12 protein-coding genes and 1 pseudogene are annotated in these 24,750 nt (G+C 74.5%); 7 read left to right on the plus strand and 6 right to left on the minus strand.

Annotated elements, in window-relative coordinates; genetic code table 11:
- The first annotated feature begins 9 nt into the window (after positions 1-9).
- Positions 10-1,158: a methyltransferase gene (locus tag GA0115242_RS02810; RefSeq protein ID WP_093824116.1), complete on the plus strand. Its 1,149-nt coding sequence runs from the start codon at positions 10-12 to the stop codon at positions 1,156-1,158.
- Between the two features lie 54 nt (positions 1,159-1,212).
- On the opposite strand, the gene GA0115242_RS02815 is transcribed toward GA0115242_RS02810, so the two are convergent.
- A complete protein-coding gene (locus tag GA0115242_RS02815) occupies positions 1,213-2,070 on the minus strand; it encodes a class II fructose-bisphosphate aldolase (protein WP_093824118.1) in 858 nt (285 codons plus the stop codon).
- Positions 2,071-2,096: 26 nt separating this feature from the next.
- Positions 2,097-2,978: an SIS domain-containing protein gene (locus GA0115242_RS02820; RefSeq protein WP_093824120.1), complete on the minus strand. Its 882-nt coding sequence runs from the start codon at positions 2,976-2,978 to the stop codon at positions 2,097-2,099.
- A gap of 125 nt (positions 2,979-3,103) precedes the next feature.
- Here GA0115242_RS02820 and GA0115242_RS02825 point away from each other — a divergent pair, with 125 nt between their 5' ends.
- From GA0115242_RS02825 to GA0115242_RS02840, 4 genes are all read left to right on the plus strand, one after another.
- Positions 3,104-3,883, plus strand: a complete 780-nt coding sequence (locus GA0115242_RS02825) for a DeoR/GlpR family DNA-binding transcription regulator (RefSeq protein WP_093824122.1) — start codon at positions 3,104-3,106, stop codon at positions 3,881-3,883.
- Positions 3,884-4,006: 123 nt separating this feature from the next.
- Positions 4,007-5,845: a glycoside hydrolase family 15 protein gene (locus GA0115242_RS02830; RefSeq protein WP_093824124.1), complete on the plus strand. Its 1,839-nt coding sequence runs from the start codon at positions 4,007-4,009 to the stop codon at positions 5,843-5,845.
- A 54-nt stretch (positions 5,846-5,899) separates the two neighbouring features.
- Positions 5,900-7,408, plus strand: coding sequence for an amidohydrolase (locus GA0115242_RS02835; protein WP_093824126.1), 1,509 nt, complete (start codon positions 5,900-5,902; stop codon positions 7,406-7,408).
- Positions 7,409-7,604: 196 nt separating this feature from the next.
- A complete protein-coding gene (locus GA0115242_RS02840; protein WP_141721464.1) occupies positions 7,605-9,455 on the plus strand; it encodes an isochorismatase family protein in 1,851 nt (616 codons plus the stop codon).
- A 31-nt stretch (positions 9,456-9,486) separates the two neighbouring features.
- On the opposite strand, the gene GA0115242_RS02845 is transcribed toward GA0115242_RS02840, so the two are convergent.
- Positions 9,487-10,812 (minus strand): lysine N(6)-hydroxylase/L-ornithine N(5)-oxygenase family protein, encoded by a 1,326-nt coding sequence (locus GA0115242_RS02845; protein WP_093824130.1) that lies wholly within the window; start codon positions 10,810-10,812, stop codon positions 9,487-9,489.
- Between the two features lie 82 nt (positions 10,813-10,894).
- On the opposite strand from GA0115242_RS02845, the gene GA0115242_RS02850 reads away from it, so the two are divergent.
- Together GA0115242_RS02850 and GA0115242_RS02855 are read left to right on the plus strand one after the other, a co-directional pair.
- Positions 10,895-11,848 carry a methionyl-tRNA formyltransferase gene (locus GA0115242_RS02850; protein WP_093824132.1) on the plus strand — a complete coding sequence of 318 codons (954 nt, stop codon included), beginning with the start codon at positions 10,895-10,897 and terminating at the stop codon, positions 11,846-11,848.
- A gap of 181 nt (positions 11,849-12,029) precedes the next feature.
- Positions 12,030-13,046 carry an iron-siderophore ABC transporter substrate-binding protein gene (locus GA0115242_RS02855; protein WP_093824134.1) on the plus strand — a complete coding sequence of 339 codons (1,017 nt, stop codon included), beginning with the start codon at positions 12,030-12,032 and terminating at the stop codon, positions 13,044-13,046.
- Positions 13,047-13,115: 69 nt separating this feature from the next.
- Here GA0115242_RS02855 and GA0115242_RS02860 read toward each other — a convergent pair whose 3' ends face one another.
- The 3 genes and pseudogenes from GA0115242_RS02860 to GA0115242_RS02865 all read right to left on the minus strand — a co-directional run bounded on the left by GA0115242_RS02860 (position 13,116) and on the right by GA0115242_RS02865 (position 24,746).
- Entirely contained in the window at positions 13,116-16,271 is a 3,156-nt protein-coding gene (locus GA0115242_RS02860; RefSeq protein WP_237548703.1) for a non-ribosomal peptide synthetase, read from the minus strand.
- 152 nt (positions 16,272-16,423) lie between these two features.
- Positions 16,424-16,576: pseudogene (locus GA0115242_RS41440) on the minus strand (phosphopantetheine-binding protein); the annotation flags it as partial.
- Between the two features lie 172 nt (positions 16,577-16,748).
- On the minus strand, positions 16,749-24,746 hold the full coding sequence (locus GA0115242_RS02865; protein ID WP_093824136.1) for a non-ribosomal peptide synthetase: 7,998 nt from the start codon (positions 24,744-24,746) through the stop codon (positions 16,749-16,751).
- Between the last annotated feature and the right edge of the window lie 4 nt (positions 24,747-24,750).

A 24,750-nucleotide genomic window follows, 5' to 3' on the forward strand; every position in this document is an offset into this window, starting at 1 on the left:
TGACGCACGATGAACGACCGTATGACGACGCCATGGGGCGAGGAGCCGGGTCTGACCCGCTTCCCCGAGGACCCGCGTGACCGGCTGCGCGCCTGGGACGCCTCCGACGAGTACCTGCTCGGCCACCTCGCGGACGGTGAGGTTCCGCTGACCGGGACGGTCGTGGTGGTCGGGGACCGCTGGGGCGCCCTGGTCACCGCGCTGGCCGCGCACGAGCCGGTGCAGATCACCGATTCCCATCTCACCCAGGAGGCGACCCGGGCGAACCTGGCGCGGGCCGGGGTGCCGGCCGGCACGGTGCGGCTGCTGACCACGCAGGACGAGCCGCCCGAGCGGGTGGACGTGCTGCTGGTGCGGGTGCCCAAGAGCCTGGCGCTGCTGGAGGACCAGCTGCGGCGGCTGGCGCCCGCGGTGCACGCGGGCACGGTGGTCGTCGGCGCCGGGATGGTGAAGGAGATCCACACCTCGACGCTGCGCCTCTTCGAGCGGATCATCGGCCCGACCCGCACCTCCCTCGCGGTGCGCAAGGCGCGGCTGATCTTCTGCACGCCGGACCCGGAGCTGGCGCGGGCGGCGAGCCCCTGGCCGTACCGGTACGCGCTGCCGGACGGGATCGGGCCGGTCTCCGGGCATCCGGTCGTCAACCACGCCGGGGTGTTCTGCGCCGACCGTCTCGACGTCGGCACCCGGTTCTTCCTGCGCCACCTGCCGACCGGCCGGACCGGCCGCCGGTTCGTGGACCTGGGCTGCGGCAACGGTGTGGTCGGTACGGCGGTGGCGCTGGCCGACCCGTCGGCCGAGGTGCTGTTCGTCGACGAGTCGTTCCAGGCGGTGGCGTCGGCGGAGGCCACGTACCGGGCCAACGGGGTGCCGGGGCACGCGGAGTTCCGGGTCGGGGACGGGCTGACGGGGGTGCCGGACGGCACGGTCGACGTCGTCCTGAACAACCCGCCGTTCCACTCGCACCAGGCCACCACGGACGCGACGGCGTGGCGGATGTTCACCGGGGCGCGGCGGGTGCTGCGGCCCGGGGGCGAGCTGTGGGTGGTCGGCAACCGGCACCTGGGCTACCACCTGAAGCTGCGCACCCTCTTCGGCCGGTGCGAACTCGTCGCCGGGGACCGGAAGTTCGTGGTGCTGAAGGCGGTCAAGCGGTAGCCGTCCGGGCGACGGCGGCTCAGGCGGTGGCCGTTCGGGCGGTGGCGGGTGCCGTCACGTCGCGGCGCGGAGCAGGTCGGTGATGCGCCGTGCCGTCTCCGTCATCGCCTCCCGTCCGGCGCCTAGGTAGCCGCGCGGGTCGACGGCGTCCGGGCGGTCGGCGAGGAGGTCGCGGACGGCGGCGGTCATCGCCACGTTGAGGGCGGTGCCGACGTTGACCTTGGTGATCCCGCCGCCGACGGCCGCGGTGAGTTCGTCGTCGGGGACACCCGAGGAGCCGTGCAGGACGAGGGGGACGTCCAGGGCGGCGGCCAGGCGTGCGATCAGGTCGTGGTCGAGGGCGGCGGTGCGGGTGGTCATGGCGTGGCTGCTGCCGACGGCGACCGCGAGGGCGTCCACCCCGGACTCCGCGACGAACTCCCGTGCCTCGTCGGGGTCGGTGCGGGCGCCGGGCGTGTGGGCGTCCAGGGCGGGCTGGCCGTCCTTGCCGCCGACCTGCCCCAACTCGGCCTCGATCCACAGGCCGTGGGCGTGCGCCCAGTCGGCGGCGGCGCGGGTCGCGGCGAGGTTGTCGGCGTAGGGCAGGTGTGCGGCGTCGTACATGACGGAGCTGAACCCGGCCTCGGGGGCGCGGCGCAGCAGGTCGTCGCTCTGGACGTGGTCCAGGTGCAACGCGACCTCGACGGCGGCCTGTTCGGCGACGGCGGTGGCGGCGCGGGCGAGCGGCAGGAGCCGTCCGCGGTGGAACTTGACGGCGTTCTCGCTGACTTGCAGGACGACCGGCGCTCCGGCGGCCTCGGCGCCCGCGACGACGGCCTCGACGTGTTCGAGCGTGATGACGTTGAAGGCGGGGACCGCGACGCGGCCGGCTGCGGCGCGGGCGACCAGGTCGCCGGTGGTGGCGAGGGGCACGGCTGTCTCCTTTCCGGGGCGGCGGGTCAGGGGGCGAGGATCACCGAGCGGGTGAGGTGGCGGGGCCGGTCGGGGTCGAGGCCCTTGGCGGCGGCGACGGCGACGGCGAGGCGCTGGGCGCGGACGAGTTCGGCGAGCGGGTCGAGGCCGGAGGGCACCCACAGCGCGCCGGTGGCGGCGACCTGGGCGGCGAGTCCCTCGGGGGCGTCGCCGAACATCCAGGTCGCGGTGCCGGTGGTGGAGATGCTGATGGGGCCGTGGCGGTACTCCATCGCCGGGTAGGTCTCGGTCCAGGCGAGCGCCGCCTCGCGCATCTTGAGACCGGCCTCGTTGGCGAGGCCCACGGTCCAGCCCGCGCCGAGGAAGGAGAACTGGGCGCACTCGACGAGGCCGTCGGGCAGCGGGGTGCCGAGGGCGGTGCGGGCGTCGGCGACGACGGCGTCCGTGTGCAGTCCGAGGTGGGCGCGGAGCAGGGTGAGCGCGGTGGTGGCGAACCGGGTCTGGACGACGGAGCGTTCGTCGGCGAAGTCGAGGACGACGAGGTCGTCGGCGGCGTCCATGACGGGGGTGTGCGGGTCGGCGGTGACCGCGGTGGTGCGGGTGCCGCCCTTCAGCCCGGCGAGCAGGTCGAGGACCTCGGTGGTGGTGCCGGAGCGGGTGAGGGCCACGACCCGGTCGTAGGCGCGGGAGCGCGGGAACTCGGAGGCGGCGAAGGCGTCCGTCTCGCCCTGGCCCGACGCCTCGCGCAGGGCGGCGGCCGACTGCGCCATGAAGTACGAGGTGCCGCAGCCGACGATCGCGACCCGCTCCCCCGGTGCCGGGAGCGCCGCGCGGTGGTCCGCGGCCAGCTCGGCGGCGCGGGTCCAGCACTCGGGCTGGCTGATGAGTTCGTCCTCGACATGGGTCATGGCGTGCCCCTCCCTGAAGGATGCTTGTTCTTGCAAGATACAGCCCTCTTTCGAGCAGAATCAAACATCCAGGTGAAGAGTGGGTGCGCTAGGGTCGCCGGGAGGGCGAGGATCGGAGGGTGCGGATGTCGCGTGACGCCCGCTGGAACACGCTGCTGGAGCTGCTCGTGGAGCGCGGCCGGCTGGACGTCGAGGAGGCGGCCGCCGAGCTGGGGGTCTCCGCCGCGACCATCCGCCGCGACCTCGACCAGCTCGCCGAGCAGCAGATGCTGGTGCGCACCCGGGGCGGCGCCGTGGTGCACGGGGTGTCCTACGAGCTGCCGCTGCGCTACAAGACCGCCCGGCACGCCTCCGAGAAGCAGCGGATCGCCAAGGCCGTCGCGGACCTCGTGGTCCCCGGCGAGACCGTCGGGCTGACCGGCGGCACCACCACCACGGAGGTGGCGCGGGCCCTGGCCACCCGCGGTGACCTGGGCTCCGGCGCCCCGGCGCTGACCGTCGTCACCAACGCGCTCAACATCGCGAACGAGCTGGCGGTGCGGCCCCAGTTCAAGATCGTGGTGACCGGCGGGGTGGCGCGTGCGCAGTCCTACGAGCTGATCGGCCCGCTCGCCGACGGGGTCCTCGGGCAGATCACCCTCGATGTCGCCGTTCTCGGGGTGGTCGCCTTCGACCTGCTGGACGGGGCCACCGCGCACGACGAGACGGAGGCCGCGATCAACCGGCTGCTCTGCGAGCGGGCCGAACGGGTGATCGTCGCGGCCGACTCCAGCAAGCTGGGGCAGCGCGCCTTCGCCCGGATCTGCGCGGCCGAGACCGTCGGCACCCTCGTCACGGACACCGCGGCGCCCCCGGAGACGGTGCGGCGCTTCGAGGAGGCCGGGATCACCGTCGTCGCGGTCTGAGAACGCGCCCGACGCGGGCCCGCGTCCCGCACGGCCCTGGCGGGGCGGGTGCCGCGCGGCAGGCGGGAACGGCCGGAGTGGCTCTAGGCTGGAGCCGGACGCGGGTCGGCCAGGGAGGCTGCGATGAGCGTGAACGGCGGTGACCGGGACGTCTCGGGGCCGGGCCCGCGCTATCTGCCGATCTCCGACCACGGGCTGATCGGCGACCTGCGCAGCGTGGCCCTGGTCGGCATGGACGGCACCATCGACTGGTACTGCGGCTCGGCCTTCGACGCGCCCAGCGTCTTCGCGGCGATCCTGGACGCGGAGCGCGGCGGCGCCTTCGAGCTGGCGGCCGCGGTGCCCGCCCGCACCAAGCAGTTCTACTTCCCCGACACCAACGTCCTGATCACCAGGTTCTTCACCGAGGACGGCGTCGGCGAGATCCAGGACTTCATGCCCGTCGGCGGCGAGGCCGCGGAGAGCGAGCGGCACCGGCTGATCCGGCGGGTGGTGTGCGTGCGCGGCACGATCCCGTTCCGGGCCCGGGTCGCCCCGCGCTTCGACTACGGCGCCCGCCCGCACACCGTGCGGATGACGGCGGACGCGGCGGTCTTCGACGCGGACGGGCTGGCCCTCTCGCTCACCGCGACGGTGCCGCTCACCGCCGAAGGCCCGGACGTACGGGCCGACTTCAAGCTCGCGGGCGGCGAGTCGGCGGTCTTCGCGCTGGACCAGGTCGGCGCGGACATGGCGCTGCGCGGCTGTCCGCGGGCCGAGGCCGAGGCGCAGTTCGCGACCACCGTCGCCTACTGGCGGCGCTGGCTGTCGGCGTCCAAGTACCGGGGCCGCTGGCGGGAGATGGTGCACCGCTCCGCGCTCACCCTCAAGCTGCTCACCTACGCGCCCACCGGGGCGATCGTGGCCGCGCCGACCACCAGCCTGCCCGAGCAGATCGGCGGCGAGCGCAACTGGGACTACCGGTACGTGTGGGTGCGGGACGCGGCGTTCTGCGTCTACGCCCTGCTGCGGCTCGGATTCACCGGCGAGGCCGCGGAGTTCATGAAGTTCGTGACCCGGCACATCAGCCCGGGTGACGGCAAGCCGTCCGGCCCGTTGCAGATCATGTACGGCATCGACGGCCGCACCGACCTGCCCGAGCGCGAACTCGGCCACCTGGAGGGGTACCAGGGCTCGGCCCCGGTGCGCATCGGCAACGACGCGGCCGAACAGCTCCAACTGGACATCTACGGCGCCCTGATCGACTCGATCTACCTCTACGACAAGTGGGCCGAGCCGATCTCCAGCGACCAGTGGGACGACGTCTGCGCGCTGGTCGACTGGGTGTGCGCGCACTGGGACCAGCCGGACGAGGGCATCTGGGAGACCCGGGGCGGGCGCAAGAACTTCCTGTACTCGCGGCTGATGTGCTGGGTGGCGATCGAGCGGGCGATCAGGATGGCCAACCGGCGCGGTCTGCCCGCCGATCTGCCCCGGTGGAGCGGCTGCCGGGACGCGATCTACCGGCGGATCATGACGCGCGGCTGGTCGGCGTCCCGGCAGGCCTTCGTGCAGTACGAGGGCGGCGACGTCCTCGACGCGTCGGTGCTGATGATGCCGCTGACCAAGTTCGTGGCGCCCACCGACCCCAAGTGGCTCTCCACCCTCGACGCGCTCACCGAGGAGCTGGTCTCCGACTCGCTGGTCTACCGCTACGACCCGGTGGCGAGCCCGGACGGGCTGCGCGGCGACGAAGGGACCTTCTCCATCTGCTCGTTCTGGTACGTCGAGGCGATGGTGCACTCCGGCCGGGTCGACGAGGCGCGGCTCGCCTTCGAGAAGATGCTCACCTACGCCAACCATCTCGGCCTGTACGCCGAGGAGATCAGCCACACCGGTGAGCAACAGGGCAACTTCCCCCAGGCGTTCACGCATCTGGGGCTGATCAGCGCCGCCTTCAACCTGGATCGGGCGCTGGGCTGAGCCGTCGGCCGCGTAGCCTCGCACGAGGTTCACGACCTCACGACTGGAGCCGCCATGACGAGCCTCGACGGCATGCCCTCCCCCGCGGCCGGCGCCCGCCCCGCCCCCCTCACCCTCTCCCGGGTCCGGCTGGGCCCGGGAGGGCCGCTGGTCGCGCTGCGGATCGCGGACGGCCGGATAGCCGCCGTCGCGCGCGACGGCGACCTGGGCGGGCCGGTGCACGACCTGGCGGGGCGCACGGTGCTGCCGGGGCTGTGGGACGCGCATGTGCACATGGCGCAGTGGGCCGGGAACCGGCGGCGGGTGGACCTGTCCGGGCTGGACTCGGCGCGTGCGGTGGCGGGGGCGCTGCGTCCGCACGCCGCCGACCGCTCCTCGGGCGAGGTGCTGGTGGGGCAGGGGTTCCGGGACGGGCTGTGGCCCGACGTGCCGGACAAGGCGCTGCTCGACGCGGTGTGCCCCGACCGGCCGGTCGCGCTGATCAGCGCCGATCTGCACGCGGTCTGGCTGAACTCGGCGGGGCTCGCGCTGGTCGGGCGGGCCGGGCACCCGACCGGGCTGCTGCGCGAGCACGAGTGCTTCGAGGTGATGCGGGCGCTGCCCGAGGTGCCCGCCGACGTCCTGGACGGCTGGGTGGCCGAGGCGGCCCGGGACGCGGCGGCGCGCGGGGTGACCGGCGTCATCGACTTCCACTTCTCCGACAATCTGGCCGACTGGAGCCGCCGCGCCGCGTCCGCGCCGCTGGACCTGCGGGTGCGGGCCGCCGTCTACCCGTCGCGGCTCGACGCGGCCGTGGAGCGCGGGCTGCGCAGCGGTGACGTGCTGCCCGGCACCGGCGGGCTGGTGCGGGTGGGCCCGCTCAAGCTGTTCACGGACGGGTCCCTCAACACCCGCACCGCCCTGTGCTGCGACCCCTACCCGGGTCTTGAGGACACCGCCGGGGCGTACGGCGTCGAGGAGACGTCGTTCGAGGAGCTGGTGCGGCTGATGCGGCGGGCCGCCGCGCACGGCATCGAACCGGCGGTGCACGCGATCGGGGACCGCGCGAACACCGTCGCGCTGGACGCGTTCGAGGCGGTGCGCTGCCGGGGCCGGATCGAGCACGCCCAGTTGCTGAGCGCCGGGGACGTGCCCCGGTTCGCCGCGCTGGGGGTGACGGCCGGGGTGCAGCCCGCCCACGCCACCGACGACCGCGACGTGGCGGACCGGCACTGGGCGGGGCGGACCGGGCGGGCCTTCGCCTACGGCGACCTGCTGGCGGCGGGCGCCGCGCTGGAGTTCGGGTCGGACGCGCCGGTCGCGCCGCTCGACCCGTGGGTGGCCGTGGCGGCGGCGGTGCACAGGACCGGCGACGCCCGGCCCGCGTGGCATCCGGAGCAGCGGGTGCCGCTGCGGGCGGCGCTGGCGGCGTCGGCCCGGGGGCGGTCGCTGATCCGGGTCGGCGATCCGGCGGACCTGGTGGTCGTGGACGTCGATCCGCTGGACGCCGACCCGGGGACGCTGCGCGCGATGCCGGTCCACGCGACGCTGCTGGGCGGGCGCTGGACCCACGGTCCGGGCTGACGGCGCGCGGCGAGGCCCATCTCACGTTTCCCGCGCGGAACTCCCGTTTCGACGGAGGCGACAAGCGCGCTTAGGTGAGGCTAACCTAAGCAGCACGCCCGACCGGGAGGCCGTGCCGTGGACGAGTCGTGCCACTCGCCACCCCGCGCCACCGGCCCCCGCGCTCCCCGGGCCACGACCGCGAGGGGACCGAACTGTGAGCACCGACGCATCCCGGCACACCACGCTCGACGGCCTGTTCCGTGCGCGCGCCGAGTCGCACCCCGAACGGGTCGCGCTCGTCGACGCCGCCGGGGAACGCGCCGAGTGGACCTGGGGCGAGCTGGCCGGGCGGGTCGAGGACCGCGCCGCCGAACTGGCCGACCTGCGGATCGGCGAGGGCCACCGGGTGGTCGTCGCGCTGCCCGGCTCGGCCGCGCTGGTCGCGGAGGTCCTGGCGCTCGGGCGGATCGGCGCGGTGCCGGTCGTCGTGCCCCCGTCCGTGCCCGAGCCGACGGCCCGCGCGGTGCGCCGCTTCACCGGCTCCGCCGCACCGTACGACGACGGCCTCGCCCTGCTCCAGTACGCGGGCGACGAGGTGGGAGCCCCCCGCCTGGTGCCGCTCGACCACCCGGCGCTGGCCCGCGCGGTACGGGAGCGGGCAGGCGTCCTCGGCGCCGGGGAGGACACCGTCCACCTCGTCGTCCGCCCCGAACTGACCGTCGGGGTACCGGGGTTGCTGGACTGGCTGGCGGTGCTGTGCGCGGGCGGACGGCTGGTCACGGGCGCCGGGGACGACCCGGACGACGCGTTCCGGCTCGTCACGGCCGAGCGGGTGACGCACACCGCGCTCACCGCGCCGCTCACCGACCGGTGGACCACCGCCGCGGCCGTCACCGCCTGGGACCTGACCGGGCTGCGGACCCTGGTGGTCAGCGGCGGCGCCCTCGCCGAGCCGGTGGCGCGCCGGGTGCTGCCCGCGCTCGGCTGCTCGCTGCGGCAGGTCTTCGGCACCGCCGAGGGACTCGTCGCCCGCACCTGGCAGGAGGACGGCACGGAGGCGGCCCTCACCGGGCGGGCCCGCGCCGCCTCCGAGGGCCACGAGCTGCGCGTCGTCGACCACCGGGACCGGGACGTACCGCCGGGCGCCGAGGGGCAGTTGCTCAGCCGGGGCCCCGACACGGTGCGCGGCTACTGGCGCTCCCCCGAGCACGACACCCGCCACTTCACGACCGACGGCTTCCACCGCACCGGGGCGATCGCCCGGACGACGGAGACGGGCCTGCTGGTCGTCGTGCGGGGGCCGGAACCGGCGAGCGGACGGGCCAGAGCCGCCCGGACGGTCCACCGACTCCCCGCCCCGCGCAGCCGGCCGACCCGACCGCACCGTCCAGAAGGGCAGACCGAGATGACGCCTCCGATGTTCCCGTACGTCATGCCCACGCCCACGATGCTGCCCGCCGACCGGACGGGCTGGACCCTCGACCCGGCCCGCGCCGCCCTGGTGGTCCTCAACCTCCAGAACCGGTTCGTCCGCACCCTGGAGCGCGAGGCCGCGCCTGCCGCCGAACTCCTCGCCAACACAGCCCGGTTGATCGACGGCGCGCGGGCCGCAGGGGTGCCGGTCATCCACTCGGTCCCGGCCGGGGTGCGCCGGGCCACCGGACGCGGCCCGGTGCCGTACGCCCGGCTCGTGGCACCCGTCGCGGGCGCCGACGCCGAGGCGTTCGTGGACCGCGTGGAGCCGCGGGCCGGTGACACCGTGCTCACCGCCCGCAAGTACAGCGCGTTCGCCAGGACCCGGCTGGACGGCCGGTTACGCGAACTGGAGCGCGACCAGGTGGTGATCCTCGGGCTCTACGCCCGCGCCGGTGTCCTGATGACGGCCGGCGACGCCTGGGCGCAGGACCTGGAGGCGTTCGTGGTCGCCGACGCGGTGGCCGACCTCTGCGCGGGCCACCACGAGTTCGCGCTGGAGTGGGTGGCGGACACCTGCGGCGCGGTGACCGCGACGGACCGGGTGGCGGCGGCGTTCGACGCCGGCCACCCGGCGGCCGAGGCCGTCTGAGGGGCCGCCACCCGGTCAGCGGGGCGCGTGGTCAGGCGGCGGCCACGCGCCGCGACACCAGGGACCGGTGGATCTCGCCCGCCCGGATCGCGGTGGTCGACAGCAGCGACGAGGTCAGCCCGTGGGTGTGCTCGGTGCTGCCCTGGAGGTAGATCCCCGCGGTGACGTCGGGCGCCGTCTCCACCCGGTGGTCGCGGCTGACCCGCAGCGCGTCGCCGTCGTCGCGCAGGCACACCTTGGCGGCCTCGCCCAGCAGGGTGCCGAGGTCACGCGGCCGGTAGCCGGTGGCGTGCACCAGCACGTCGGCGTTCAGGACCTGTTGGTCGCCGGTCGGCAGGAACTCGACGGCGATGTCGAGCGAGCCGTCGGGCCGGGTCAGGACGTCCCTGATGCGGGAGACGTTGAGGAAGCGCAGCCGTTCGCGGCCCGCGACCTTCTCCTGGTAGGCGGTGGCGTACAGCGCCTCGATCAGCTCCATGTCGACGACCGAGTAGTTCGTGGAGCGGTGGTAGTCGAAGAGGGACTGCTTCACCTCGGAGGGCGCCCCGAAGTAGACGTCCACCGCCTCCGGGTCGAAGATCCGGTTGGCGAACGGGCTGTCGTCCGCGGGGGTGTAGCCGTATTTGGCGAAGACCGCGCAGACCTCCGCGTCCGGGAAGGACCGGTGCAGGTAGTCGACCGTCTCGGCGGCGCTCTGCCCGGCGCCCAGGACCACCGCGCGGCGCACCGGCGCGCCGGAGGCGGTGAGTTCGGCGACCCGTGGCAGTAACTGGCTGTTGTGCCAGACCCGTTCGGTCAGTTCGACGCCGGGCGGCACATGCGGTTCCAGGCCGACGGCGACGCTGATGTCCCGGGCCCGGTAGGTCACCGTCCGGCCGGGCCGTCCGGGGTCGCGGCAGACGACGTCGAAGTGGGCGATGGCGCCGGACTCGTCGCGCACCGGGTCGATGGCGGTGACGACGTGCTCGTAGGCGGTGAGATGGCGGACCCGCTCCGCGGCCCACTCGAAGTACTCGTGGAACTCGACCCGCAGCGGGAACAGCGTCTTCTGGTTCAGGAAGTCGATCAGCCGCCCGCGTTCGCGCAGGAAGCACAGGAAGCTGTAGTCGCTGGACGGGTCGCGCAGGGTCACGAGGTCTTTCAGGAACGACACCTGCATGGTGGCGTCGTCGATCAGCATGCCCCGGTGCCAGCCGAAGCCCGACTGGCGTTCGAGGAAGAGGGCGTTGAGTCGTTCGTCCGGTGGAAGCCGCGCGTTCTGTTCGTCGATCGCGATGGCCAGCGCCAGATTTGACGGTCCGAAACCGATTCCGAGGACGTCATAGGTGGTGTCAGTTCCCTTGAGCGGTGACTTCACCGTGGCATCGCCTCCCTCAGGCAGGCACATGTTAGATAAGGTTAGCCTTACCTTGCAATGGACAGCCGGAGGGGAGAACCGCATGCGCGTCGCCATGTTCGGCTACCAGACCTGGGGTCACCGCACGCTCCAGGCCCTGCTGGACTCGGACCACGAGGTCGTCCTCGTGGTCACGCACCCCAGGAGCGACCACGCCTACGAGAAGATCTGGGACGACAGCGTCGCCGAGCTGGCCGAGAAGAACGACGTTCCCGTCCTGCTCCGCAACCGTCCCGACGACCCCGAACTCCTGGACGCGCTGCGGGAGTCGGCGCCCGACATCATCGTCGCCAACAACTGGCGCACCTGGCTGCCGCCGGAGCTGTTCGACCTGCCACCGCACGGCACCCTGAACATCCACGACTCGCTGCTGCCGTCCTACGCGGGCTTCTCGCCGATCATCTGGGCGCTCATCAACGGCGAGACGCGGGTCGGCGTGACGGCCCACCGGATGAACCCGCAGCTCGACGCCGGTGACGTGCTGGTGCAGCGCTCGGTGCCGGTCGGTCCGGCCGACACCGCGACCGACCTGTTCCACCGCACCGTCGACCTCATCGCGCCGATCGTGCGCGAGTCGCTGGACCTGATCGCCTCGGGCCGGGACGCCGGGCAGTGGGTGCCGCAGGACCGGGCACGGGCCAGCTTCTTCCACAAGCGGTCCCTGGAGGACAGCCGGATCGACTGGAGCTGGCCGGCCGAGCGGCTGGAGCGGCTGGTGCGGGCCCAGTCGGACCCGTACCCGAACGCGTACGCCTTCCACCGGGGCGAGCGGCTGCGGATCGTGGCGGCCGGGGTCTCCGAGGGGCTCTACGGCGGGACACCGGGCCGGATCTTCATCCGGGAGGGCGACGGCGTGGTCGTCGTGGCGGGCCCCGAGGCGCACACCGGGACCGGCCGCGGACTGCTGGTCAGGCGGGTGCGCACCGAGGACGGCACCGAGCTGGCCGCCACGGAGTACTTCCGGACGATGGGCGGCTACCTCACCTCCCGCCCCTGAGCGGAGCCACGGCCGGGCGCCCCCGCGACGGGGGCGCCCAACTCGCGTGCAAAGAACCAGAGCTGACGTGTCGTCATTACGCGGCGGAAGCCCCGGAAACATTGCTAAGGCAAGCCTAACCTTGCTTTACTGTCGGCCACACGCTTCCTCCCCGTACCTGGCGACAAAGGGATGCACTGCCATGTCGAGACCGCTCCGCACCACCCTCCTCACCGTCACCCTGGTCGCCGGGCTGGCCGCCTGCGGTTCGGTCAAGGACGACTCCGACGGCGGCTCGTCCACCGGGTCCGCGACGCCCGGCGCCTCCTCCGCGTTCCCGGTGACGGTCACCCACAAGTTCGGGGACACGAAGCTCACTTCGGCGCCGAAGCGGGTCGTCGTGGTCGGCAACGGCGGCACCGACGACGTCGACGCGCTCTACGCCCTCGGCGTCACCCCGATCGCCGTCACCAAGGACTCCCTCAGCTCCGACGGGATCTACCCCTGGCTGAAGGACCGGATCGACACCTCGAAGACGAAGCTGATCGACACGCTCAACGGCATCGACTTCGAGCAGATCGCCGCCCTCCAGCCCGATCTGATCCTCGCCACCTCGGACTTCACCCTCGACAAGGACTACAAGAAGCTCTCCGCCGTCGCGCCGACCATCGGCTACGCCACCGCCTGGGGTCAGCAGTCCTGGCAGGAGCACGTCCAGGTGGTCGGCAAGGCCCTCGGCAGGCAGGCGCAGGCCGAGAAGCTGGTGAAGGAGACCGAGGACGGCATCGCCGCCGTCCGCGAGAAGCACCCCGGGCTGGACGGCAGGACCTACAGCCTCTCCATCGGGAACACCCCGGCGAAGATCTACACCATCGCCTCCGAGAAGGACTTCGCCGCCCGGCTGATGAGCGAACTCGGCCTGGGCCTGACCCCGTCGGTCAAGAACATCAAGACCGTCAACGGCAGCCCGACCGGCGAGCTCTCCTTCGAGCAGCTCGACCGGCTCGACGCGGACCTGGTGGTCATCGCCTTCACCACCAAGGACCTCCAGAAGGCGTTCGAGGCCAGCACGCTGGTCAAGAACATGGCGGCGGTGAAGAAGGACCGCTACGTCGTCACCGACGTGGAGACCATCAGCCAGCTGCGCAGCCCCTCCGTGCTCGGCATCCCCTGGGCGCTGCGGAACCTGGAGCCCGGCTTCGCCAAGCTCGGCGACTGACTCCCCCACGGGACACCGGCGGGCGGCGGGGCGCGTGACGCGCCCCGCCGCCCGTGTGCGGTCGCCCGCTCAGCCGCCGAGCGCCGAGTCGACCTCCTCGGCCGACATGCCCTCGATCTCCAGGTGGATCGCGGCGACCTGTTCGAGCCTGCCCGGCGTCTCCTCCTCGGCCGCCAGCCGCTTGGCCATGCCGCCCGCGGTGAGCGTCGCGAACAGGGCCCGCACGGTCACCTCGGAGGTGTCCAGCGCCTCCCGCAGCCGTCCGACGATGACGGTGGCGAGCACCGAGTCGCCGCCCAGCGCGAAGAACCCGTCGTCGAGCCCGACCCGGTCCACGCCGAGCACCCCGGCCCAGGTCCCGGCCACCACCCGCTCCAGCGCCGAACCGGGCAGCCGCAGATCCGCCTCCTCGGGGGCCCGCGCCTCCCAGAGCGCGGCGACCGCGCGGCGGTCCAGCTTGCCGTTGGACGTCAGCGGCAGCTCCCGCACCACCACGACCCGGGAGGGCACCATGTGCGGCGGCAGCACCGACCGCGCCCACTCCCGCAGTTCGTCCTCTTCGACGCCTTCGGCGGCGACCGCGACGGCGAGTTGGACGCCCTGCGCCCGGGTGAGCCCGGCCACCGCCCGCCGCACCGCCGGGTGCCCGGCGAGCGCCGCCTCCACCTCGCCCAACTCGATCCGGAAACCGCGCAGTTTGACCTGGTGGTCGCGGCGGCCGAGGAATTCGAGGGTGCCGTCGGGCCAGTACCTGGCCAGGTCTCCGGTCCGGTACCAGCGCACCCCGGCCGCCTCGGTGAACCTCTCGGCGGTGCGCGCCGGATCGCCCCGGTAGCCGAGCGCCACTCCCGCGCCGCCGATCCACAGCTCCCCCGGCACCCAGTCCGGACAGTCCCGTTCGTGCCCGTCGACCACCCGGCAGCGCACGCCCCGCAGCGGGGTGCCGTAGGGCACCGCGCGCCAGTGCGCGGGCACCCGCGCGTCCGTCACCTCGCAGACCGTGGAGTGGATCGCGGTCTCCGTGGTGCCGCCGAGCCCGACGAAGCGGCAGCCGGGCGCCCGCTCGGCGAGCCGCCCCGGCAGGTCGGTGCCCACCCAGTCGCCGCCCAGCAGCACCAGGCGCAGCGGGGCGAGGTCCCCGGGCCCGGTGACCAGGAGCAGCATGTCGAGCAGCGGGGGCGCGCAGTTGAGGACCGTCACCCGGTGGGCGCGCACGAGATCGGCCCACTGGCCCGCCTCCCGCCGGTCGGCCTCGTCGACGAGCACGACGGCGCCGCCCGCGCCCAGCAGCCCGAAGACGTCGTACACGGAGAGGTCGAAGTCGAGGGCGGAGACGGCCAGGCAGCGGTCGTCGGCGCCGACGCGGTAGCGCTCGTCGAGGTCGTCGACGGTGTTCACCGCCGCCCGGTGGGGCACCTCGACGCCCTTGGGCTCGCCGGTGGAGCCGGAGGTGAACAGCACGTAGGCGGGCTGCTCCGGGTCGACCGGCAGGGGCGCGGGGAGCGGTTCGGCGCGTACCGCGTCGGCGACGGGCAGGGTGTCGACGCCGTCGAGCGGGCGGCCGTCGGTCAGCGCCAGCCCGAACCCCGCGGTGCGGCGGATGCGGTCGCGGCGGGCGTCCGGCTGGTCGACGCCGAGCGGGACGTAGGCGGCGCCCGCCGCGAGCACGCCCAGGACGGCCACGATCTGGTCGGGGCCCTTGGGCAGGGTGACCGCGACGGTGTCGCCCGGCCGGACGCCGCGGGCCGCGAGCGCGCCGGCCGTGCGCAGCGCCCGGTCCGCCAACTCGCCGTAGCTGAGGGCGCCTTCGTCGCCCCAGAGCAGGGCGGGCGCGTCGGGCCCGGTGCGCGCGTGGGCGAAGAAGCCCTCGTGCAGGAGGCGTCCGGGGCGTGGGTCGCCGGTCGCGTTGACGCGGGCGCGGACCTCCGTCTGCGCCGTCGGCAGCAGCGCGGGGACGGGCCGCTCCCAGACGGTGTCGTCGGTGCCGAGGCGGGTGACGAGGCCGTGGAAGGCGTCGAACATGGCGTCGACGAGCCCGTCGGGGAACGCGTCCTCGCGGACGTCCCAGTTGACGAGGAGACCGCCGTCGACCTCGGTGACCTGGGCGTCGAGCAGGACCTGCGGGCCCTGCGAGACGATCCAGGCCGGGGTGCCGAAGGAGCGGGTGACGCCGGTGTCGAACAGCTCGCCCAGGTTGAGGGCGCTGGTGAACACGACGGGTGCCAGCACCTGTTCGCCGTGGAAGCGGGTCAGGTCGCGCAGCACCTCGACGCCCGAGTAGTCGGCGTGGGCCGCGTCGGTGTGCATCCGGTCCTGGAGCCGTCTGGCGTGCTCGGTGAAGGTCCCCCGGCCGCCGAGGTCGACATCGAGCAGCACGGAGCTGGTGAAGTCGCCGACGAGCAGGTCGACATCGGGGTGCGAGCCCCTGCGGTCGAACATGGGCACGTTGAGCAGGAACCGCTGCTGTCCGCTCCAGGCGGCGAGCACCTCGGAGAAGGCGGTCGCGACGGCCATGGCGGGGGTGAGGCCGTGCCGGTGGGCGCGGTCGGCCAGGCGCCGCTTCTCCTCGGGCGGCAGCCAGTGGTGGCGCCGGGTGACCCGGGTGGGGTCGGCGCGTTCGGCCTCCGGGACGAGCGGGAGCGCGGGCGCCGCGGGCAGCTCGGGCACCCGTTCGGCCCACCAGTCCCGCGACTGCTCCCGGCTCAGCCGCCGCACCTCGCGCCGTTCGGCGAGGTACTCCGGGTAGCTGGTGCGGATCTCGGGCAGCGGGGTCCCGGGGCTGAGGTAGAGCGCGGCGAGGTCGGAGAGGAGCACCCGGTAGCTGAGCGCGTCGGCGGCGAGCATGTCGACGTCGACGTGCAGCCGGGTGGCGCCGCCGGGCAGCAGGGAGAGCTGGACCGAGGAGACCTCGCCCGCGGCGACGTCGAGCCGGGCGTGCGAGGCGGCCTGCCTGATCTCCTCCAGGCGGGCCTCGGCCGTCTCCTGGTCGAGGTCGCGCAGGTCGTGGACGACCGTGCCGGGGCGGGCGGGCTCGGGCAGGATCTGCTGGCGGCCGTCGTCGGTGAAGCGGGCGCGGAGCATGCCGTGCCGGGCGGCGAGGGCGCGGACGGCGGTGTCGAGACGGGCCGGGTCGACGTCCGTGCCGTCGAACTCGACGTACAGGTGGGCGGCGACGGAGCCCAGGGTGGTGTCGTCGCCGCGGCCGATCCAGTAGGCGTGCTGCATGACGGCGAGCGGGAACGGCTCGCCGGGCTCGGCGGGGGCCGGGGCGGGGCGGGCGGCGGGGCGGGCGCGGGTCCGGCCGCCTCCAGGAGGGCCCGCCAGGCGCGCAGGGTGGGCTCCTTGGCGAGTTCGGCGAAGCTGACGCGGACGCCCTGCTTGCGCCAGCCGCCCGCGATCCGCATCAGGGTGATCGAGTCGAGGCCCCAGGCAATGAGGCTGTCGTCGGCGCTCGGCGGGGTGTCGTCAGGACGCAGCGCGTCGGTGACCGAGCGCAGGAGTTCGTCCGGGGTCGGGGGGTGCTGCGTCACCGGTTCCTCCGCTGCCAGGGGTGGGGTCCGTCGGGGGATGTCATCTCGGGTGTCCCTCGGAAGTCTCGGGAGTCTCAAGGGGGTTCGAAGGGCTCGGGGATCTGGGGCCAGAAATGTCAGGGGATGTCAGGGGTCCGGGCGGTCCCGGGGGATCCCGGGGCCCCCGGGTGTCTCAGGGGTTGTTCTCCGCGACGCCCTCGCGGTCTGCGTCCGCGCGGCTGACGGCGTCGTCGAAGCCGCCGTCACCGAAGTCGTCGTCCTCGAACGCGTCGTTCTCGAAGTCGTCGTTCTCGAAGTCGTCGATGTCCTCCTGGGTCAGGTCGACCAGGGGGAGGTCGGAGGGGGTGAGTCCGGCGTCCGGGGTGGTGCCGGCGTGCCGGGCGAGGCCGCGCAGGGCCCGTTCCCACAGGGCGAGCAGCCGGTCGGCCTCGGCGGGCACGAGGAACGCCGAGGGCCAACCGGCGAGCAGGTGCAGCCGGGTGGCGTCCGCCGTGCCGACGGCCACCGCGTTGATCTCCAGGCCGAACCCGGCGGGCCGGTCACCGTCCGGCGGGACGCGCAACACCGGTGCCTCCGGGGCGAGTTCCCACGGCTCCTCGGCGGAGTCCGAGGCGGCGAAGCGGCCCAGGTAGTTGAAGCCGATCTGGGGCTGGGGCAGCTTCTCCAGGGCGGGCGCGGTGCCGGGGTTGAGGTGGCGCAGCAGGCCGTAGCCGAGGCCCTGGCCGGGTACCGCGCGCAGTTGCTCCTTGACGCGCTTGAGGGCGAGGCCCGCGGCGGGGCCGCCGTCGAGCGCGTCGTCGAGGTCGAGGGGGCCCGGGTCGATGCCGACGGGGTGGAAGGTGGTGAACCAGCCGACGGTGGTGGACAGGTCGACGCCGTCGCCGCCGACGGCGTCCTCGACGCGGCCGTGGCCCTCCACGCCGACGAGCAACGCCCGTCCCGGCTCGGCCCGTTCCGCGCGCCAGGCGGCGACGGCGAGCGCGAGGCCGGTGAGCAGGACGTCCGGCGCGGCGGCGCGGTAGGCGGCGGGGAGGGTGGTGAGCAGGGCGGTGGTGACGTCCTCGGGGAGGACGAGGGTGCGCTCGCGCACGGTGGCCGCCGGGCCGAGCTGTCGGTCGAGGAGCGGTGGCGCGGACTCCAACGCCGCGACCCAGTGCGGGAGTTCGGCGACGCGTTCGGGCCGGACGGCCTCTTCGGCGAGCAGCCGGCTCCAGGTGCGGAAGGAGGTGCCGGTGCGGCGGGGCGCGGCGGGCAGGCCGTCCCGGGTGCGCTGCCAGGCGTCGGCCAGGTCGGTGCCGATGATCCGCCAGGAGACACCGTCGACGACGAGGTGGTGGGCGACCAGGAGCAGCCGTCCGGGCCGGTCGTCGGCGGGTTCGCACCAGACGGCGGCGAGCATCCGTCCGGCGCGCGGGTCGAGGTGGGCGGCGGTCTCGGCGAGCAGGGCGTCGACGTCGGTCCCGGTCGCCCGGGTGAGCGGGAGGTCGGCCGGGGCGTCGCCCTCCGCCGGTACCTCCAGGCGGCCCTCGCCGGTCAGCCGGGCGCGCAGCACGGGGTGGCGGTCGACGACGGCGGCGAGCACGGTGCGGAGCGTGTCGTGGGTGAGGCCGGGCGGGGTGACCAGCAGGACCGCCTGGGCGAGGCCGTCCCAGGTGCCGTCCTGACCGGCCGTCCAGCGCATCACCGGGGTGAGGTCGAGGGGGCCGGTGGGGTCGTCGGCGGGGCCGGGCGCGGAGGGCTCGGGGGTGGCCGCGGCGGCGGCGAGGCCCGCCGGGGTGGGGGTCTGGAAGATCTGCCGCGGGCTGAGCGCGAGTCCTTCCTTCCTGGCCAGGGTGACCAGGCGGATGGAGACGATGCTGTCGCCGCCGAGTGCGAAGAAGTTCGCGTCGACGTCGACGTCGGTGAGGCCGAGGACGGTGGCGAACAGGTCGGTCAGGCGCCGTTCGCGCTCGTTCGCGGGGGCCCGGGTGGCGGGGGCGCCGCCGGTCGCGGGCTCGGGCCGGGGCAGGTTCCTGCGGTCGACCTTGCCGGACGGCATGAGCGGGAAGGCGTCCAGGACGGTGAGGGTGAGCGGGACCATGTGTTCGGGGACGCGTTCGCGCAGCCAGTCGCGGACGTCGGCCGGGGCCGGGGGGTCGCCCGCGGCGACGAGGTAGCCGGCGAGCTGTTTGGGGCCGGGCGTGTCCTGCCTGACCACCACGACGGACCGCCTGACCCGCGGGTGCTGTTCGAGGACGGCCTCGATCTCCTCCAGTTCGATCCGCATGCCGCGGATCTTGACCTGGTTGTCGGCGCGGCCGAGGAACTCCAGGGTGCCGTCGCGCTGCCAGCTGACCAGGTCGCCGGTGCGGTAGAGGCGTTCGCCGGGCGGTCCGAAGGGGTCGGCCACCCAGTGGTCGGCGGTGCGGCGCGGATCGTTGACGTAGCCGCGGCCGAGGTAGACGCCTGCGGCGTACAGCTCGCCGGGCACGCCGACCGGGGTCGGGCGCAGGCGTTCGTCGAGGACGTAGAGGCGGGTGTTGGTGTTGGGGCGGCCGATGGAGACGGCGCTGCGGATCGCCCCGGTGCGGTAGACGACGTGGCTGACGCCGATGGTCGCCTCGGCGGGTCCGTAGCCGTGGTACATGACGGCGGGGCTGACGGCGCGGAAGCGGGCGAAGAGTTCGGGGGTGAGGACCTCGCCGCCGCACCACACGTGCCGCAGCGAGCGGGCCCGGTGGGCGAAGCCGTCCTGTTCCAGGAGCAGGTCGAGCATCGAGGAGACGAGGTAGGTGAAGGTGACCCGGTGGCGTTCGACGGTGTCGAGGAGGTAGTCGACGTCCCGTTCGCCGCCGGGTTCGGCGACGATCACCCGGCCGCCGTGCACCAGCGGCAGGAAGATCTCGTTGATGGAGATGTCGAAGCCGAGCGGCGCCTTGAACAGCGCGGCGTCGTCGCTGCCGAAGCCGAGCAGGCCGCGCTGCCACAGCAGGCGGTGGGCGATGGCCCGGTGGCGGATCATCGCGCCCTTCGGGACGCCGGTGGAGCCCGAGGTGTGGATGACGTAGGCGAGTCCTTCCGGGTCGACCTCGACGCCGAGGTTCCCGGCCCGCGGGACCGGGCCGCCGAGGTCGACGGGGACGACCGGCGGCGCGTCGTCGCCGAGGACCCGCTCGTCGCCGGGGCGGCCGAGGACGGCGCTGAGCGCGGCGCCCCGGCACACCTCGGCGATCCGGCGGGCGGGCCAGCCGGGTTCCAGCGGGACGAAGGCACCGCCCGCCTTGAGGACGGCGAGCAGCGCGACGACCATCTCCACGGACCGTTCGAGATGGATGCCGACCCGGTGCTCGGGTCCGACGCCGAGGGCGGTGAGCCGCCGGGCGAGGGCGTTGGCGCGGGCGTTCAGCTCCGCGTAGGTGAGGGATCGTCCGCCCGGGGTGCCGTGTTCGACGGCGGGCAGCCGCGGGGTCGTCGCGGCCTGCTCCTCGAAGAGGGCGGTGAGGGTGGTGACGGGCATGGGGTGGGCGGTGTCGTTCCACTCCCCCAGCAGGGTGCGCCGTTCGGCGGGGGTGAGGAGGTCGGTGTCGGCGACCGGCCGGTCGGGGTGCCGGGCGAGGTCGGTGACCAGCCGGACGAACCGGTCGGCCAGGTCCCGCGCGGTGTCGTGGTCGTAGAGGTCGAGGCTGTGCACCAGGGCGCCGCTGATCCCGTCGCGGTCGCCGTGTTCGAAGAGGTGCAGGGCGAGGTCGGTCTTGGCGGTGTGGAAGGGCACCCGGCGCTCGTTGAGGACCAGGCCGGCGAAGTCCCGTTCCGCCGCGGGGGCCTGCTGGTGGGCGATCATCACCTGGAAGAGGGGGTGGCGTCCCGTCGAGCGGGTCGGGGCGAGCGCGTCGACCAACTGCTCGAAGGGAAGCTGCTGGTGGGCGTAGGCGTCGAGGTCGGTCTCCCGGACCCGGGCCAGCAGCTCGCGGAAGGTCGGGGCGCCGGAGACGTCGGTGCGCAGCACCAGCGTGTTGACGAACAGGCCGATCAGTGCGTCGAGTTGGGGGTCCTCGCGCCCGGCGACCGGGGTGCCGAGCGGGATGTCGTCGCCCGCGCCGAGGCGGGCGAGGAGGACGGCGAGGGCGGACTGGAGCGCCATGAAGACGGTTCCGCCCGCCTCGGCGGCCAGGTCGGCGAGGGCCGCGTGGACGTCCGGGCCGAGGGCGAGGTCGACGGCCCCGGCCCGGTGCCCGGCGACGGCGGGGCGCGGCCGGTCGACGGGCAGTTGCAGTTCCTCGGGCAGTCCCGCCAGCGCGGCCGTCCAGTAGGCGAGTTGGGCCTCGCGGTCGTGGGGTTCGCGGCGCTGCCAGAGGGTGTGGTCGGCGTACTGCACGGGCAGCGGGGCCCAGTCGGGCGCGGTGCCGTCCCGGCGGGCGAGGTAGGCCGTCTCCAGGTCGGCGAGGAGCGGTGCGGCCGACCAGCCGTCGCTGGCGATGTGGTGCATGAGCAGCAGCAGGACGTGCTCGTCGGGCGCGAGGGCGTAGAGGGTGGCGCGGACCGGGATCTCGGTGTCCAGCGCGAAGGGGCGGGCGCAGGCCGCGGCGAGGAGGGTGTCGAGCCGGTCGGGCGCGGCGGTCACCGTGGTGAAGGGCACGGGGGCCAGGCCGGCGGGGAGCACGGACTGCCGGGGCGTGCCGTCGTCGTCGGGGAAGACGGTGCGCAGCGCCTCGTGGCGGGCCACCACGTCGTCGAGCGCCGCGTGCAGGGCCGCCGGGTCGAGGGGTCCGGTCAGGCGCAGGGCGGTGGGCAGGTTGTAGGTGGGGCTCGGGCCCTCCATGCGGTGCAGGAACCAGAGCCTGGCCTGGGCGGAGGAGAGCGGCAGCGGGTCGGGGCGCTCGGCCGGTGCGAGGGCGGGGCGCCGGTCGGCGGGGGTGCTGAGCAGCGGGGCGAGGGCGGCGGCGGTCGGGGTGTCGAAGACGGCGCGCAGCGGGATCTCGGCGCCGAGTTCGGTGCGGACCCGGGCGACCAGGCGGGTGGCGAGGACGGAGTGGCCGCCGAGTGCGAAGAACTCGTCGTGGACGCCGATGGACGGCAGTCCGAGCAGGTCGGCGATGAGCGCGCAGAGGCGGGCCTCGGCGTCGGTGCGGGGCGCGGTCGCGGTGGTGAGGCCCGCGAGGTCGGGCGCGGGCAGGGCGGCGCGGTCGAGTTTGCCGTTGGGGGTGAGCGGGAGCGCGTCCAGGACGACCACGGCGGTCGGCAGGAGCTGCTCGGGGAGGGTGGCCCTGAGGTCCTGGCGCACCTGGAGCGGGGCCAGTGCGGCGCCGGGGCGCGGGACGACGTACGCCACCAGAGCGGCTTCTCCGGACGGGTCCTGACGTACCGTCACGGCGCCCTGGGAGACGCCGGGCAGGGCGGCGGTGGCGGCCTCGGCCTCGGCGGGTTCCACCCGGACGCCGCGGATCTTGACCTGGTCGTCGGTGCGGCCGAGGAACTCCAGCGCTCCGTCCGCGGTCCAGCGGGCCAGGTCGCCGGTGCGGTAGAGGCGGGTGCCGGGCGGGCCGTAGGGGTCGGCGACGAAGCGGGCGGCGGTCAGGGCGGGGCGGGCGAGGTAGCCGCGGGCGAGCTGGACGCCCGCCAGGTACAGCTCGCCCGGGGTGCCGGGCGGGACGGGGTGCAGGGACGCGTCGAGGACGAGGGTGCGGGTGTTCCACACCGGGCGGCCGACGGGGACGGAGCCGCCCGCCGAGCTGGTGCCCTCCGCGCAGGACCAGGCGGTGACGTCGACCGTGGCCTCGGTGGGTCCGTACAGGTTGTGCAGGCGGGTGCCCGGCAGCAGGGCGAGGCAGCGGTCGGCGAGGTCGGTCGGCAGGGCCTCGCCGCTGCACACCACCCGGTCGAGGATGCCGCGGACGCCTTCCACGGCCGGGTCGTCGAGGAAGACGCGGAGCATGGAGGGGACGAAGTGGGCGGTGGTGACGTGCTGTTCGCGGGTCAGCGCGGCGAGGTGGGCCGGGTCGCGGTGGCCGCCGGGCCGGGCGAGCACCAGGGCGGCGCCGGTGATCAGCGGCCAGAAGAACTCCCAGACGGAGACGTCGAAACCGGCCGGCGTCTTCTGCAGCACCCGTTCGCCGGGGCCGAGCCGGTAGGTGTCCTGCATCCACAGCAGCCGGTTGACGACGGCCCGGTGGTCGACGACCGCGCCCTTGGGGCGGCCGGTGGAGCCGGACGTGTAGATGACGTAGGCGGGGTGGCGCGGGTCGAGGGGGCGCGGCCGGTCGGCGTCGGTGAGTTCGGCGCCGGACAGGGCGGCGGTCCGCTCGCGGGTGTGCGGGTCGTCGAGGAGCAGGGCGGGTGCCGGGTGGGCGGGCAGCGCGCCGGTGGTGGTGACGACGAGGGCGGGAGCCGCGTCCTCGATCATGAAGGTGAGGCGGTCGGCGGGGTATCCGGTGTCCAGCGGCAGGTAGGCGGCGCCCGCCTTGAGGACGGCGAGGAGCGTCACCACCAGGTCGGGGCCGCGGTCGAGGGCGACGCCGACCACGCTCTCCGGGCCGACGCCGCGGCCGGTCAGCAGACGGGCGAGCCGGTTGGCGCGGGCGTGCAGTTCCGCGTGGTCGAGCCGGGTGCCGTCGGCGACGAGGGCGAGCGCGTCGGGGGTGAGGCGGGCCTGCCGGTCGAGGAGGCCGGTGAGGGTGGCGGCGGGGACCGGGTGCGCGGTGTCGTTCCACTCGGCCAGCACCCGGCGCCGCTCAGGACCGGTCATCAACGCCAGCCGGGAGACCGGGCGTTCGGGGTCGGCGAGGGCGTCCGCGAGAAGGGTCTCCAGATGGCCGAGGAGGCGGTCCACGGTGTCGGCGGTGAACAGTCCCGCGCGGTGGGTGGCCTCGATGCGCAGGCGGCCCCCGGTGAGGAACGCCTCCAGGGAGAGGTCGAACTGGGTCGTGTCGTTGTGGACGGTCTCCCACTCGGCGCTCACCCCGGGCAGCCGGGGCCCTTCGAGGCCCTGGGTGAGGAAGAGGAGCATGACGTCGAAGTAGACGGCGCGGCCCGGGTGCCGTTCCGGCTTCAGCAGCTCCACCAGCCGGTCGAACGGCATGTCCTGGTGGGCGTACCCGTCGGTGCACGTCCGGCGGACCCGCTCGACGAGTTCGCCGAAGCCGGGGTCGCCCGCGAGGTCGGCGCGGAGGGCGAGGGTGTTGCCGAAGTTGCCGATCAGCTGTTCGAGGCCGGGCAGGTCGCGGCTCATGACGGCCGAGCCGATCGGCACGTCGGTGGCGCCCGTGGTGCGGTGCAGCAGGGCGGCGAGGCCCGCGAGGAGGACCATGAAGGGGGTGGCGCCGGTGGCGCGGGCGAAGGCGGTGAGCCGGTCGGTGACCTCGGGCGCGAAGGTGCGGAAGCGCCGGTCGCCGATCGGGACGGGGTGGGCCGCGCGGGGCGCGTCGGTGGGCAGGGCGAGCGGGCGGGGCGGCGGGACGAGGGCCGTGCGCCAGTGGGCGAGGTGGTCGGCGAGCCGTTCGTCGGTCCAGGCGTCGCGCTGCCAGTGGGCGAAGTCGGCGTACTGCAGGGGCAGCGGCGCGAGATCGGCGGGGGTGCCGGTGGCGGCGGCCCGGTAGAGGGCGCTCAGGTCGGCGGAGAGGGCGTTGAACGTGCCGCCGTCCCACGCGATGTGATGCACCGTCAGGACGAGGGTGTGGTCGTCGTCGGCGCGGCGGATCAGCAGGGTGCGCAGCGGGTGGTCGGCGGCGAGGTCGAAGGGGGTCGCGGAGGCGGCCCTGGCGAGCGCGTCGGCCCGTTCGTCCCGGGCGCCGGGGGCGAGCCCGCCGAGGTCGGCGGTGGTGAACTCCAGTACGGCGGTGGGGTCGACGACCTGTTCGGGGGTGCCGTCGGCGGTGACGGGGAAGCGGGTGCGCAGCACCTCGTGCCGGTCGAGGAGGCCCTCGAACGCGGTGCGCAGGGCGGCCGGGTCCAGCGGGCCGCGCAGCCGGACGGCGAGGCACACGTTGTAGGCGGGGCTGTCCGGGTCGAGCTGCTGGAGCAGCCACATCCGCGACTGGGCGTACGACAGCGGCAGCGGTCCGGCGTCGGCGGGGCGGCGCGGGACGCGTTCGGCGCGGGCGCCGGTCCCGGCCAGGCCCGCCGTCTCCAGTCGGCGGCGCAGCAGTTCGCGCTTGCGGGCGGCGAGGTCGCCGGGGGCGGCGTCGGTGCGGGTCACAGGG

The organism is Streptomyces sp. SolWspMP-5a-2 (assembly GCF_900091845.1).
GTDB classification, from domain to species: domain Bacteria; phylum Actinomycetota; class Actinomycetes; order Streptomycetales; family Streptomycetaceae; genus Streptomyces; species Streptomyces doudnae.